Annotated in this window: 14 protein-coding genes; 6 read left to right on the top strand and 8 right to left on the bottom strand. The window is 64.5% G+C overall.

Going from position 1 to position 12,894, the window contains the following annotated elements:
* Nucleotides 1–849: an urease accessory protein UreD gene (locus ACXYMN_RS14830; RefSeq protein ID WP_459014501.1), complete on the bottom strand. Its 849-nt coding sequence runs from the start codon at nt 847–849 to the stop codon at nt 1–3.
* 379 nt (nt 850–1,228) lie between these two features.
* Here ACXYMN_RS14830 and urtA point away from each other — a divergent pair, with 379 nt between their 5' ends.
* The 5 genes from urtA (at nt 1,229) to urtE (ending at nt 7,195) form a co-directional block, all read left to right on the top strand.
* The gene (gene urtA / locus ACXYMN_RS14825) at nt 1,229–2,509 is read left to right on the top strand and encodes an urea ABC transporter substrate-binding protein (RefSeq protein ID WP_459014500.1); all 1,281 of its coding nucleotides are present in this window, start codon (nt 1,229–1,231) and stop codon (nt 2,507–2,509) included.
* A gap of 61 nt (nt 2,510–2,570) precedes the next feature.
* Entirely contained in the window at nt 2,571–4,526 is a 1,956-nt protein-coding gene (gene urtB, locus ACXYMN_RS14820; protein WP_459014499.1) for an urea ABC transporter permease subunit UrtB, read from the top strand.
* 3 nt (nt 4,527–4,529) lie between these two features.
* Nucleotides 4,530–5,759: an urea ABC transporter permease subunit UrtC gene (gene urtC, locus ACXYMN_RS14815; protein ID WP_459014498.1), complete on the top strand. Its 1,230-nt coding sequence runs from the start codon at nt 4,530–4,532 to the stop codon at nt 5,757–5,759.
* Nucleotides 5,756–6,496, top strand: a complete 741-nt coding sequence (gene urtD, locus ACXYMN_RS14810) for an urea ABC transporter ATP-binding protein UrtD (RefSeq protein WP_459014497.1) — start codon at nt 5,756–5,758, stop codon at nt 6,494–6,496. The genes urtC and urtD overlap by 4 nt, the downstream gene beginning before the upstream one ends.
* A 3-nt stretch (nt 6,497–6,499) precedes the next feature.
* On the top strand, nt 6,500–7,195 hold the full coding sequence (urtE, locus tag ACXYMN_RS14805; RefSeq protein ID WP_459014496.1) for an urea ABC transporter ATP-binding subunit UrtE: 696 nt from the start codon (nt 6,500–6,502) through the stop codon (nt 7,193–7,195).
* Nucleotides 7,196–7,257: 62 nt separating this feature from the next.
* Here the strand turns inward: urtE and ACXYMN_RS14800 are convergent, their stop codons facing one another.
* Together ACXYMN_RS14800 and ACXYMN_RS14795 are read right to left on the bottom strand one after the other, a co-directional pair.
* Nucleotides 7,258–7,770 (bottom strand): RES family NAD+ phosphorylase, encoded by a 513-nt coding sequence (locus tag ACXYMN_RS14800; protein WP_459014495.1) that lies wholly within the window; start codon nt 7,768–7,770, stop codon nt 7,258–7,260.
* A complete protein-coding gene (locus ACXYMN_RS14795) occupies nt 7,770–8,120 on the bottom strand; it encodes an MbcA/ParS/Xre antitoxin family protein (protein WP_459014494.1) in 351 nt (116 codons plus the stop codon). Before ACXYMN_RS14795 ends, ACXYMN_RS14800 begins: the two co-directional genes overlap by 1 nt.
* Before the next feature lie 221 nt (nt 8,121–8,341).
* On the opposite strand from ACXYMN_RS14795, the gene ACXYMN_RS14790 reads away from it, so the two are divergent.
* A complete protein-coding gene (locus ACXYMN_RS14790; RefSeq protein WP_459014493.1) occupies nt 8,342–9,523 on the top strand; it encodes a calcium-binding protein in 1,182 nt (393 codons plus the stop codon).
* A gap of 118 nt (nt 9,524–9,641) precedes the next feature.
* On the opposite strand, the gene ACXYMN_RS14785 is transcribed toward ACXYMN_RS14790, so the two are convergent.
* From ACXYMN_RS14785 to ACXYMN_RS14765, 5 genes are all read right to left on the bottom strand, one after another.
* A complete protein-coding gene (locus ACXYMN_RS14785) occupies nt 9,642–10,271 on the bottom strand; it encodes a DedA family protein (RefSeq protein WP_459014492.1) in 630 nt (209 codons plus the stop codon).
* A complete protein-coding gene (locus ACXYMN_RS14780; RefSeq protein ID WP_459014491.1) occupies nt 10,264–10,608 on the bottom strand; it encodes a hypothetical protein in 345 nt (114 codons plus the stop codon). The genes ACXYMN_RS14785 and ACXYMN_RS14780 overlap by 8 nt, the downstream gene beginning before the upstream one ends.
* Before the next feature lie 116 nt (nt 10,609–10,724).
* On the bottom strand, nt 10,725–11,642 hold the full coding sequence (locus ACXYMN_RS14775; protein WP_459014490.1) for an MBL fold metallo-hydrolase: 918 nt from the start codon (nt 11,640–11,642) through the stop codon (nt 10,725–10,727).
* Nucleotides 11,642–11,869: a thioredoxin family protein gene (locus ACXYMN_RS14770; protein WP_459014489.1), complete on the bottom strand. Its 228-nt coding sequence runs from the start codon at nt 11,867–11,869 to the stop codon at nt 11,642–11,644. Before ACXYMN_RS14770 ends, ACXYMN_RS14775 begins: the two co-directional genes overlap by 1 nt.
* A gap of 22 nt (nt 11,870–11,891) precedes the next feature.
* Entirely contained in the window at nt 11,892–12,881 is a 990-nt protein-coding gene (locus ACXYMN_RS14765; protein ID WP_459014488.1) for a permease, read from the bottom strand.
* Nucleotides 12,882–12,894 lie beyond the last annotated feature (13 nt).

The following is a 12,894-nucleotide window of genomic DNA, read 5'->3' as shown; positions in this document are numbered from 1 at the left end:
TCAGATCTTCCAGCATCGGGGCAGGTCGGCCCCGTTGAGATGGGTCAGCACCGGCAGCAGGGATGTTCGCAGGCCGTAGCTGTCCGGCGCCAGCATGCGCAGGACCAGCACATCCGGGGCGATCAGCGTGGCCCCCGCCGCCTCTGGCAGCATGCGGCGAATGGCGGGCAACTGGCCCTCGGCATCGGTCGCGACGTAGACAAGCGCAGCCATCGCGCAGGCCCCGGCGGCGACGAAGGGACGCGCCAGATGCGCGGCGATATCGCCTTCAAGGCGCATGGCATCGGTAAAAAGCGGCACCCCCGCGCGCCGGATCTCGATCCGGTCGTGCAAGCTCGCGTCGGTCAGCGTTTCGCCCATGGCGGTGCGCCCGAAGACCAGCGGCTCGACCATGAGCAGCGTCGCGTCCTGCGCCATGTCGATCGACAGGTTCCGGTCCAGCGCCGCGCCGTTGAACAGGATGGTTTCCTGCGGCAGCCAGTTGATCCGCGCCCCGGCCCCGACGCGAAGCGTATTGCGCACGCGCCCGGTCAGACCGGGCTGCGCCTTGTAGGCCCGTTCGCAGGCCTGCGTCGTGACGGTCAGATCCGTGCCGTCGCGCGCGGTGGCCGCATAGTCAAAAGCATCGCCACCGGTGATGCCGCCCGCCGTGTTCAGCAGGACCGCCTCAAGGCCCGGTCCGGCGCGGCGCGGCAGCAGGCACCGGGCCGACCCGTCCTGATACAGCGTCCCGAGCACGGTACGCCCGCGGGCATGCTTGGCGGCAAGCGTCACCCGGCCCCGCGCGCGCGGTTGCGCCGCAATGCCGTGGGTCGGGGTTATGGGGACGTGCTGGTTGATCGGGGTCATCCTGGATGCTTTGGACTGATCCCGTTTTTTGCGCGGCCCCCCGGATCGGCCACCAAAATCGGCAAATTCGCGGCCTGGCCCTGCCTCAATGACTTATTTCCGGGCGATTGTGCGCGATTTTGATTAAAAATTGGGCAGAGCCCGGCGAAACCATGAAAACCGTCAGTGCCCGATTTGCCAACACGCTGCGTTGCAGAAACGATCTGCACACCTTCCGGGGACACGCTGTCTGAGCTTTGGAAGGGGTGTGTGACGGCCAAACGACTGGACCTCGAACCGGCCGTCACACGGGTTGCAACACGAAGTTGCGGGATCAGGTAAGGAAAAGTTGCATGTATTTGCAAGAGCTTCCGGCCCGTGGACCCGCCAGGAGAACGTTATGAAATTCGTTAAATCCACGCTTGCCGGGTCTGCCCTGTTCGCCGCGCTGGCAAGTGCCGCCCTGTCTGCCGAAGACACCATCAAGGTCGGCATCCTGCATTCGCTCTCGGGGACAATGGCCATCTCGGAGACCACGCTGAAAGACACCATGCTGATGCTGATCGACCAGCAGAACGCCAAGGGCGGCCTGCTGGGCAAGGAGCTTGAGGCGGTGGTCGTCGATCCGGCGTCGGACTGGCCGCTGTTCGCGGAAAAGGCGCGCGAGCTTCTGACCGTGCACGATGTCGACGTGATCTTCGGCAACTGGACATCGGTCAGCCGCAAGTCGGTGCTGCCGGTGATCGAGGAGCTGAACGGCCTGCTGTTCTATCCGGTGCAATACGAGGGCGAGGAATCGTCGAAGAACGTCTTTTATACCGGGGCCGCGCCGAACCAGCAGGCGATCCCGGCGACGGATTACTTCCTCGAGGAACTGGGCGTCGAAAAGTTTGCCCTGCTCGGCACCGACTATGTCTATCCCCGGACCACCAACAACATCCTTGAGAGCTATCTCAAGAGCAAGGGCATCGCCGACAGCGACATCTTCGTGAACTACACGCCGTTCGGCCATTCGGACTGGTCGAAGATCGTCGCCGATGTGGTGGCGCTTGGTGCGGATGGCAAGAAGGTCGGCGTGATCTCGACGATCAATGGCGACGCCAATATCGGCTTTTACAAGGAACTCGCCGCCGCCGACATCTCTGCCGACGATATCCCGGTTGTGGCCTTCTCGGTCGGCGAGGAAGAGCTGTCCGGTCTCGATACCGCCAACCTTGTCGGCCACCTTGCGGCATGGAACTACTTCCAGTCCGCCGAAGCCGACGCGAACGCGGAATTCGTGAAGACCTGGAAGGCAACGATGGGCGAGGACCGGGTCACCAACGACCCGATGGAGGCGCATTACATCGGCTTCAACATGTGGGTGAACGCCGCGACCGAGGCGGGCACCACCGATGTCGACGCGGTGCGCGCGGCGATGTACGGGCAGGAATTCCCGAACCTGACCGGTGGCACCGCGGTGATGCTGCCGAACCATCACCTGTCCAAGCCGGTGCTGATCGGCGAGATCCAGGATGACGGCCAGTTCGACATCATCAGCCAGACCGCGGAAGTGCCGGGCGATGCCTGGACCGATTTCCTGCCGGAATCGGCGGTGCTGACGTCGGATTGGAAGGATCTTGGCTGCGGCATGTACAACACCGAAACCAAGACCTGCGTTCAGACCCTGTCGAACTACTGAGCCCTGAAAACGCGGAGGGGGTCTGCCATGGCCCTCTCCCGATCCGACGGAATCCCCTGATATGAAACAGCTTTTCCTTGCGGGCCTTGCCGTGCTCTGGTGGTCCCTGGCGGCATCGGCGCAGGAAGACGGCATGCAGTCCGTGCTGCAGGCGCATCGCGAGGTCATCGTCGAAAGCAGCCGCAAGTCCATCGGTCCGGCCATTGATGCCATCGCCGAAAGCGGCCTGCCGCAGACCCAGGCGGTGCTCGAGACATGGGCCGAAAAGGACATGTGGGTCCGCCTGTCGGACGGGCTGTTCTTCCGCGCCGAGGACGCGGGCGGCGGCACCTATCGGCTGACGGATTTCGACACCGGGCAGTCCGTGGGAACCTTTCCCAAGGACGCGCTGGACCAGCTCAAGCCCAATAGCGGGATCCGCGCGATGATCGCCTCGGCGCTGGTCCGCTTTCAGTTGCTGGACCCCGATCCCGCCAAGCGCCGCGATGCCCTGACCTCGATCGAGCGCGATCCGGGCGCGGATCTGCTGGACCCGTTGCGGGCGTCGATCGCGGACGAGCCGGACCCGGACCTGAGGGCGCAGAAAGAGCGGCTGGAGCGATTGCTGACGATCAGTTTCGACCCCGAAACCGACGCCCGGATCGACGCGATCAAGCACATGTCGGGCGATCTTGGCGTCGATGCCCGCGCCACGCTGAACCCGCTGGTGGCCACCACCCGACATGCCGCCGCGGGATCCGAGCCTGGCCCTGGCAACCTTGCCGCGATCCTGACCCCCGGCGCGGACGGCTTTTCCGAAGCCGAGGCGTTCGCCCTTCTGGTCGACGCCGGCATGGCCCCGCCGCGCGTGTCGGCCAGCGCGCTTCCCGGCATTCTTGCGCAGCATATCGACGGGGGCCGGGTCGGCGGCGTGCCGCTGGTGCAGATGGACACTGACAGCGCCCGGCGCACCGCGTTTAGGGCCCTGGTCGCCAGTGGCGCGGTGCCCGCGCTGGTGGATGACGATCAGGCCCGCGAGATCCTCGCGCGGCATGTCTTCTACGACACCTATGCCGAGCCATCGACCGAGGTGACGGATGCGGCGCTGGCCGCGCTGGCGACCATCAACCTCAAGGTCGGGCTCAACCAGGCGCTGGATCTGGCGCTGGATGCGCTGTCGCTGGCGTCGATCTACTTTCTCGCGGCGATCGGGCTGGCGATTACCTTCGGCGTCATGGGCGTGATCAACATGGCCCATGGCGAGTTCATCATGATGGGGGCCTATACCGGCTACGTGGTGCAGCAGATCATTCCCGATCACACCCTGTCGATCATCGTGGCGATCCCGGCGGCCTTCGCGGTCACCTTCGCCGCCGGGGTCGCGATGGAGCGGCTGGTGATCCGCTGGCTCTATGCCCGTCCGCTGGAAACCCTGCTGGCGACCTTCGGCATCTCCATCGCCCTGCAACAGCTGGCCAAGACCATCTTCGGCACGCAGGCGCGTCCGCTGACCTCGCCGGGCTGGCTCGACGGGGCGCTGGCGCTGAACGACGTGGTGTCGATCAGCTATATCCGCATCGCGATCTTCATCCTGGCGCTGATCTTTCTGGGCGTATTCCTGTTCATCATGAAGCGCACGCGACTGGGTCTGGAAACCCGCGCGGTGACGCAGAACCCGCGCATGGCGGCGTCGATGGGGATCAATCCGGGGCGGGTGAACATGCTGACCTTCGGTTTGGGGTCGGGCATTGCCGGGGTCGCGGGCGTGGCCATCGGATTGTTCGCCAAGGTCACCTCCGAGCTGGGGTCGGACTACATCGTGCAAAGCTTCATGACCGTGGTGGTCGGCGGCGTCGGAAATATCTGGGGCACACTGGCCGGTGCGGCGATGATCGGCTTCCTGCAAAAGGGGATCGAGTGGCTGAACCCGTCGAACACGCTGGCGGCGCAGACCTACATGATCGTCTTCATCATCATCTTCATTCAGTTCCGGCCACGGGGCATCATCGCCCTCAAGGGTCGCGCGGCGGCGGATTGATCCATGCAACGTAGCTTTATTGCCAAAAATCCTTCGGTGCTGATCTTCCTCGCGCTGCTGGCCCTGTTCACGCTCTGCGTGACGGTGTTGTCCGAAGGGTTCGGCATCGGCCTTGTCTCGACCAGTTTCGTCAAGACCCTGGGCAAGACCCTGTGCCTGTGCCTCGTCGCCATCGCGATGGACCTCGTCTGGGGTTTCACCGGCATCCTGTCGCTGGGCCATTTCGCGTTCTTCGGACTGGGCGGCTACATGATCGGCATGTGGCTGATGTACGAACGTACCCGGCTGATCGTGGTCGAGGCGCTGTCCCAGGCCGAGATCCCGCCCACCGATGCCGAGATCGTCGATGCCATCGGCAACCAGATCTTCGGCGTTGTCGGCTCCAGCGAGTTTCCCGTGGTCTGGAGCTTTGCCGACAGCCTCTTTCTGCAGTTGGCGCTGGTGGTACTGGTGCCGGGGGTGCTGGCGCTGGTGTTCGGCTGGCTGGCGTTCCGCAGCCGTGTCACCGGTGTCTACCTGTCGATCCTGACGCAGGCGATGACCCTGGCGCTGGCGCTGTACCTGTTCCAGAACGACAGCGGCTTGCGCGGCAACAACGGCCTTTCGGGCCTGCAGAACCTGCCCGGCGTGACCGCGTCGCAGGATGCGGTGTCGCTGTGGTTCTTCTGGGCCTCGGCGCTGGCGCTGGGTCTTGGCTACGCGCTGTCGGCCTGGGTCGTCTCGGGCAAGTTCGGATCGGTCATCCGGGGTATCCGCGACAACGAGGCGCGGGTCCGCTTCCTGGGCTATTCGGTCGAGACGTACAAGCTGGCGATCTTCACCCTGACCGCCTGCATCGCGGCGATCGCGGGGGCGCTTTATTATCCGCAAGCCGGCATCATCAACCCCGCCGAGATTGCCCCCATCGCCTCGATCTACCTGGCGGTCTGGGTGGCCATCGGCGGGCGCGGGCGGCTTTACGGCGCGGTGATCGGCGCGGCCTTCGTCAGCCTGCTCAGCACCTGGTTCACCGGCGGCCAGGCACCGGATATTCCGCTTGGGGTCTACACCATCAAGTGGGTCGACTGGTGGCTGGTGCTGCTGGGCCTGTCCTTCGTGCTGGTCACCCTGTTCGCGCCGAAAGGCATCGGCGGGCTGATCGACCTGTGGACCCTGCGGCGCGCGCCCGACCGCCACGGGGCCGATCTGGGGCCGGACAACGGCGCGTTGCGCGAACAGGAGGCCAGCCAATGAGCACGCTTCTCGAGGTATCGGGCGTCTCGGTCTCGTTCGACGGGTTCCGCGCCATCAACAACCTGTCGTTCCAGATCGGCGCGGCTGAGCTGCGGGCGGTCATCGGTCCCAACGGGGCCGGAAAGACCACCTTCATGGACATTGTCACCGGCAAGACCCGCCCCGACACGGGCCGGGTCATCTGGGGCGAGAAATCGGTGTCGCTGCTGAAGATGAGCGAGGCCGCCATCGCGCAGGCCGGGATCGGGCGCAAGTTCCAGAAACCTACGGTGTTCGAGGATCAGACGGTGCAGGAAAACCTGCTGATGGCGCTGAAAAAGCCGCGCGGCTGGCTGGCGGTGCTGTTCTATCGGCCCTCGGGCGCGGATCTGGATGCCGTCGCCGAACTGGCCCAACGCATCGGACTGCTGGACGCGCTGACGCGCAAGTCCGGCGAGTTGAGCCATGGCCAGAAGCAATGGCTCGAGATCGGCATGCTGCTGGCGCAGGAACCCCGGCTTCTGCTGGTGGACGAACCCGCCGCCGGAATGACCCCGATGGAGCGCGAGCACACCACCGACATCCTGCTCGAAGCGGCCAAGACCCGTGCGGTGGTCGTCGTCGAGCATGATATGGAGTTCGTGCGCCGGCTGAATTGCCGGGTCACCGTGCTGCATGAAGGGTCGGTGCTGGCCGAAGGCAGCCTCGATCACGTGACCGCAAATCAGGACGTCATCGACGTCTACCTGGGACGATAGACAATGCTGCACATCAAGGATCTGGACCTGCATTACGGCCATTCGAAAATCCTCAGCGGCATCACCATGGACGCCGCCAAGGGCGAGGTGACCTGCATCATGGGCACCAATGGCGTCGGCAAGACCAGCCTGATCAAGGCGATCTCGGGCACGCATCCGCGTTCGGCGGGAACCGTCACCCTCGACGGCGAGGATCTGGGGGCATTGTCGGCCTACAGCCTTGCGCACAAGGGCATCGCCTATGTGCCGCAGGGCCGGGAGGTGTTCCCGCTCATGACCGTTCAGGAAAACCTCGAGACCGGCTTTGCCTGTCTGCCCAAGGCCGAGAAGTTCATCCCCGACGAGATCTTCGAGCTGTTCCCGGTGCTGAAGGACATGCGGTCGCGGCGGGGGGGCGACCTTTCGGGCGGTCAGCAGCAGCAACTGGCGATTGCGCGCGCGCTGATCACCAAGCCCCGGCTTTTGCTGCTGGACGAACCGACCGAGGGCATCCAGCCCAACATCATCCAGCAGATCGGCAGGGTGATCCGGCATCTGCGGTCGACCAACACCATGGCCATCGTGCTGGTCGAGCAGTATTTCGATTTCGCCTACGAGCTTGCCGACCGCTTCATCGTGTTGCGCCGGGGCGAGATCGTCATGCAGGGCACCCATGACACCCTGACAAGAGAGGACGTGCTGGGCGGCGTCTCGGTCTGATCCGCACACGCCATGGCCACCGGGGCAGGGCGGGTCGAAAAGCGGCCGATCCCGGGGCTTGTCTACAACCGCGACAAGCGTTTTTCGTCGTCTACAACCGCCAGATCACAGCGCGGGCCTGCCCATTGCCACAGAACGATGTTCAGATCGGTTTCGGACGCGCCTTTGGCATAGCTTCGGATCAGAAGGCCCGCAAAACCGTCAGCGATCAGGCTGCCCGCGAAATCCTGCGTCGGAACGGTTTGACCGTCGAGCATCTTCATGCGCCAGCCCGGATCGGCCAACGCGTGCTCCGACATGCCACGCCGCGCAAGCTCTTGGCCGTTCCGGGTGTCGAAAACCGGCCCCAGATCGGCGGTGTAGGACACCAGAACGGTCGGTTGCAGGCTGCCCGCCTGGTTGGCTTCTCGCAGCGCGCCGCCCGGATCAAGCGCGGTGTAAAGCGCGGGCGTTCCCCTGGCGTTGAACCGCCCGCCATAAAGCTCTGCGCCGCGACCGGACAGCGGCGCGCGGGCATAGACCGGGTTCAGCGCCCGGTAAAGATGCCCCGCAAAGCGCCCGTCCGTCAGCGGCATCAGGCGAAGACGCCTGCATCGACCGCGTCGATATATTCGAGTACCTGCTGCGCCTTGCCTTCCTGCACAAGCTGCATCGCGGTGCGACCGTCAAAGCCGGGCAGGGGTTCCGATCGGTACCAGGCATAGGCCATCAGATCCGAACCGAAACGCGGTTCGACCTTGTTGAGCACTTCGACCAGTTCGCGCAGGCGGCGCTGTGTCTTGTCCGAGTTGATGCGCGTCCGTCGCTGCAGGGCGTCCTTGCCAAGACCGACCGTCAGGGCGATCTCCTCTGCCGAGGTGCGCAGCGCGGCGGCGATCTTTCGCGGCTCGAACTGACCGCCTTCTGCGAAATTCGTGATATGCATGGTGCGGCTCCATCAGTGATTATCACGGTATATAGCGTTATTTTCGCTGAATTACAAGGTCCCGGGGACGGATTGCCCGGTGCGGTTCACGCTGTCCCTCGAATGGGCGCAGATCGGCAAGACACCCTGCTGCCCGCACCGGAACCGCAAATCATTAAAGGTTTTGGCGAAATTCCGGCGATCGGGTAGATTGTGGACCTGTTTTCAAAGGAGGGTTTGTTATGCCCAATACATTGACCATTTCCGTCCGCGGCAAGGATGGTGCCAATATCGCCGAACTGTTCGACGCGCTGGAGCAGGGTTTATTTTCCACCTCCGGTATGGGCACCGAACTTACGGCCCCCGAGGGCACTGCACTGTTTTCCACCTCCGGCATGGGCACCGAACTGCGCATCGACTATATCACGATCGATGGCCAGTTGCATGCCACCGGCTTCCAGCTTGGGACACCGACGCCAAAAGGGCTTGAAATCGAAGTAACGGCCAGCTTTTCGCAGCCGGTGTCGCTGGGCGGAGAAAGCTGGATCGAAGTGTTGGACTATAACGCGGAAACCGACACCGGTACCTTCACGCCCGCGACCTATGAGGCGCTTCTGGGCGACAGCCGCATCGACATGAAGGGCGGCAATGCCGACGACTGGATAACCGGATCCGAGTTCGGCGACCGGTTCAACCTCGGCGGTGGCGACGACGCGGCCAGTGGCGGCGACGGCAACGACCAGTTCAAGGGCGGCAAGGGCAACGATCTGCTGATCGGCGGCGCGGATAACGACAAGCTTGTCGGGGGCAACGACAACGATTTGCTGATCCTCGGCACCGGCAATGACAGCGCCGATGGCGGCAACGGCAACGACGTGCTGATCTTCACTTCCGGGCAGGACGTGGCCAAGGGCGGCAACGGCAGCGATATCTTCATCTTCGACACGTTTTCCACCACCGCCAGCGGCAGCCCGAACGTGCAGACCCGTGTCAACGATTTCGACCCGGACGATATCCTGGTCTTTTCCGAGTTCGACAGCGCCCTGCCCGGGGATTTCGCGGGCGAGACGCTGGCGGATCTGGAAAACGGCACCATCGACGACTTCATGTGGCGCGAGACCAAGCAGGGCGTGCAGATTCAGGCGGGCGATGCGCAGGTCTACCTCAAGGGCGTGTCCGCGGACGAGATCGATATCGACCAGCTCTTGTTTTCGGATGCGGGCGTGGAAGAGACCGCGGCGCTGTTTGATACAGGTGGTGAGGGCGGCACGCTGGGCACGCCGCTGGGGGGCGATCCGTATCTGATCATCACGATGGAAAATGTTTCCGACGCCACGATGGTCGGGGCACCGGGGGGCGCGTTCGAAACCTGGGGCGGGGACTTTTCCGGCTTCGCTACTTTCGGGGCCGAGGGAAGCCTGTAAGCCGCCGGGGACAGACGAACCGGGTCGGCCCACAGCCCATGGCGTCACCCGGTTCGCGCTGCACGGCACGGCGGTCCCCTCCGTGCCGTGGCGGGCGGCACCTTGCCCCTGTGCCGGGTCAACCGGTACGAGACTGACGTGCCCTGGCTGCGCGTCTGCGGTGGCGGATCGCGGCCCTGACCAGAAGCACACCCAGCAACAGGCTGATGCCGCCCGAGGAAATCAGACCGGCCCAGTCGCCCACAAGCTCGACCAGTTCCGGAAGCCGCGATCCGAACAGAAAACCGAGCCCCACATAGGCGGAAACCCAGATCGCCTCGCCGAGCGCGTCCCAGACGAAGAACCGCAGCCGCGCCATGCCCGCCGCTCCGGCCACGAGGTTCACCCAAGGCCCAAGCGGCGCAAAAAGCCATGTCGAAAAGAACACGGCGGAACCGCCCCAGCGCGCCACCGCATCGTTCGCCCGACCGATCAGCGCCGCCTTCTTCGGAGACCGCCCGAAAGCACCGACGGCCGCGTGACCGCCCCAGCGCCCGATGTGAAACCCCGATTGATCGCCAAGCACCGCGGCGAGGTAGGCCGTCGTCAGCACCTGCCAGAGCACCAGATCACCGGAGGCGGCAAAGGCACCGCCGGTCAGCATGACGGCAAAGGTCGGGATCGGCACGGCCAGGCAGGACAGGAAGGCAGAGATCGCGATGACCGGCAGTCCATAGCTCGAGACGTAGGCGAACAGCGTCTCAGTCATCGGTGTCGTCCCGGCTGGCCTGCAGCGCGGCCTCGAGCGTCAGGCGCAGCGCGTCCAGGCTGCGGCCCTGCGCAGCGGCGATTTCCTCCAGCGTCAGGCGCCGCCCGGTGCGGTCCTTGTCGAGCCCCAGCGCGGTGGCGACGGTATCCGGCGGCACCTGCCATGACTTGGCCACATAGCGCGGCGTCATCCATCCGGCGATCGGTTGCCGGATCAGATCAGGGTCGGACCAGACCACCGTCGACACGATCAGCCGGACCAGAAAGACCAGCGTGACCGCCAGCGACACGGCGAACCCGGTGCTGAGAAGGGCGTGGTTTCTGATGAACTGGCGCATGCGTTACTGCCCTTCCGGCACGTTGCGCCGGGGGGCGGCAGGCACCGACAGGCCCGTGACATGCCGGGGAAACCGCCCGCGCCGACCCACCTCAGGATGCGATGGGGCCTTGTGGGTCATTCCCATTCCATCTGCTGATACGCGGTCTGCGCGTTGCGACCGGCGAGGCTGTCGAACTGCTCCAGATAGTCGAATGCGGACTGGTCCACCTTCGGCGCGTCCATGATGTCGCCGCCGTCCTCGATCAGCGCGGCGACTGCCTCGCGCAGATTGATCAGATAATCATAGGTGTCCGCGCGGGCGTGCTTCAGCGTTGTGGCCCCGCCATGGCCCGGCACCACATGGACGGGGTCCAGCGCCGCGATCGCCTCGAACGCGCCGGGCCAGTCGCGGATCGAGCTTTGGTCGCCGACGCCCAGAATACGGTCGACATAGACGATGTCGCCGGTAAAGACGGTCTGCGTCTCGGGCAGCCAGACAAAACTGTCGCCGGGCGTGTGCGCGGCACCGGGGTGGATCACCTCGAAGGCGACGCCGCCAAGGCTGAAGTCGTGCCGGTCGGCGAAGGTGACGTCGGCATGGTGCGGCTCGGTCCCGTCCAGCGCATCGCCCAGCAGGCTGGCCAATCCCGACAACTGCATCGAGCCGCGCGCGCGCTGATCCGCGACCGCGGCGTCAGAGGCGATCACCGTTGCGCCCGCTGCCTGCCAATAGCCGTTCCCGAGCCAGCGATGATCCTGCCCGCCGGTATTGATCACGACAACCACGGGCTGCGCGGTCAGGGTACGGATGACCGCCGCCAGCGCCTCTGCCCCGTGCCACGACCCGCCCGGATCGATCAGCACGGCACCCTGCGCGGTCTCGACAAGCCCGAAGGTGGCGTTGTTGGCCAGGTTCTCGGGGCTGCGCTGCTCCATCTCGCCGACGATGGCCCAGACGCCATCCGTGACCGGCTGAACCTCGAGCGTTTGCGCCGATGCGGTGCCGGTCAGCAGGCAGGCGACGGCGGCGGGTGTCAGCCAGCGCAACCGCATCACAGCAGCTTTCCGATGTCTTCCGCGCTCAGCACCTTGCCCGAAGAGACGAGCTTTTCGTCGATCACAAGCCCCGGGGTGGACATCACGCCATAGCCCGCGATCTCGGCCATGTCGGTGACCTTGACGATTTCTGCTTCTTTTCCGGCGCTTGTTGCCGCCGCCCTGGCGTTGTCGCCAAGCGCCACGCATTTCTTGCAGCCCGAACCAAGGATTTTGATGATCATGGTGACGTTCCTTTCAGATAAACTAGGGGGTGATTGCGTTGAAGACAAACCCCATTCCCAGGATGCCGAAGGTCACGACCGCGAGGAACAGGATCAGCAGGGGCAGCTTTATCACGCGCTTGAGCATGATGATCGAGGGCAGGGACAGGGCGGTCACCGCCATCATGAAGGCCAGCACCGTGCCCAGCCCCACACCCTTGCCCACCAGCGCCTCGGCGATGGGCAGGGTGCCGAATATGTCGGCATACATCGGCACGCCGACCAGTGTCGCCACCGGGACCGACCACCAGTTGTCCTGACCCAGAAGCGCGGTGATGATGTCTTCGGGAACCCAGTTGTGGATGGCCGCGCCGATGCCGACCCCGATCAGGATATAGGGCCAGACGCGGTGCACGATCTCGGTCAGCTGATCGCGGGCATAGGTCAGGCGGTCGGCACCGGTCATGGCATGATCGGTGTCCTGAACCGGGACGTCGCGGACGAAGGCGGCGACCTGGTCTTCCATCCCGGCGCGTCCGATCAGCGTGCCCCCCACCACCGCGATCACCAGTCCGACGAACACATAGGCCAGGGCAATCGACCAGTTGAATATCGATGCCAGCAGGATGACCGATGCCAGATCGACCAGCGGCGACGAGATCAGGAAGGAGAAGGTGATCGCAAGCGGCAGCCCGGCGGCGGTGAAGCCGATGAAGATCGGGATCGAGGAGCAGGAACAGAACGGCGTGATCGTACCAAGCAGCGCGGCAAGCGTGTTGGCCCCGACACCCGAGCGCCCGCCGAGGATCCGGCGGGTCCGTTCGGGCGGAAAATAGCTTTGCGCCCAGGAGATGGTGAAGATCAGCACTGACAGCAGAATGAAGATCTTGACCACGTCATAGACGAAAAAGTGCACCGATCCGCCCAACCGCGACGCGGGATCGAGACCGACCGCCGACACGCCTGCTGTCACCAGGTCCGAAAGCCATTGCATCCGCAGAAGCTGATCGTTGATCCAGCCGAAAATGGACATGTGTATTCCTTCG

The organism is Roseivivax sp. CAU 1753 (assembly GCF_054482575.1).
This window is presented reverse-complemented; position numbering and strand designations above follow the sequence as displayed.

Bases quoted from the DNA above. Each gene is read 5' to 3' on its own strand.
- urtE (WP_459014496.1), top strand. From the start codon at position 6,500: ATGCTGCACATCAAGGATCTGGACCTGCATTACGGCCATTCGAAAATC.
- ACXYMN_RS14795 (WP_459014494.1), bottom strand. From the start codon at position 8,120: ATGCATATCACGAATTTCGCAGAAGGCGGTCAGTTCGAGCCGCGAAAG.
- ACXYMN_RS14770 (WP_459014489.1), bottom strand. From the start codon at position 11,869: ATGATCATCAAAATCCTTGGTTCGGGCTGCAAGAAATGCGTGGCGCTT.
- urtD (WP_459014497.1), top strand. From the start codon at position 5,756: ATGAGCACGCTTCTCGAGGTATCGGGCGTCTCGGTCTCGTTCGACGGG.
- urtC (WP_459014498.1), top strand. From the start codon at position 4,530: ATGCAACGTAGCTTTATTGCCAAAAATCCTTCGGTGCTGATCTTCCTC.
- ACXYMN_RS14800 (WP_459014495.1), bottom strand. From the start codon at position 7,770: ATGCCGCTGACGGACGGGCGCTTTGCGGGGCATCTTTACCGGGCGCTG.
- ACXYMN_RS14775 (WP_459014490.1), bottom strand. From the start codon at position 11,642: ATGCGGTTGCGCTGGCTGACACCCGCCGCCGTCGCCTGCCTGCTGACC.
- ACXYMN_RS14785 (WP_459014492.1), bottom strand. From the start codon at position 10,271: ATGACTGAGACGCTGTTCGCCTACGTCTCGAGCTATGGACTGCCGGTC.
- ACXYMN_RS14765 (WP_459014488.1), bottom strand. From the start codon at position 12,881: ATGTCCATTTTCGGCTGGATCAACGATCAGCTTCTGCGGATGCAATGG.
- ACXYMN_RS14780 (WP_459014491.1), bottom strand. From the start codon at position 10,608: ATGCGCCAGTTCATCAGAAACCACGCCCTTCTCAGCACCGGGTTCGCC.
- ACXYMN_RS14830 (WP_459014501.1), bottom strand. From the start codon at position 849: ATGACCCCGATCAACCAGCACGTCCCCATAACCCCGACCCACGGCATT.
- urtB (WP_459014499.1), top strand. From the start codon at position 2,571: ATGAAACAGCTTTTCCTTGCGGGCCTTGCCGTGCTCTGGTGGTCCCTG.
- urtA (WP_459014500.1), top strand. From the start codon at position 1,229: ATGAAATTCGTTAAATCCACGCTTGCCGGGTCTGCCCTGTTCGCCGCG.
- ACXYMN_RS14790 (WP_459014493.1), top strand. From the start codon at position 8,342: ATGCCCAATACATTGACCATTTCCGTCCGCGGCAAGGATGGTGCCAAT.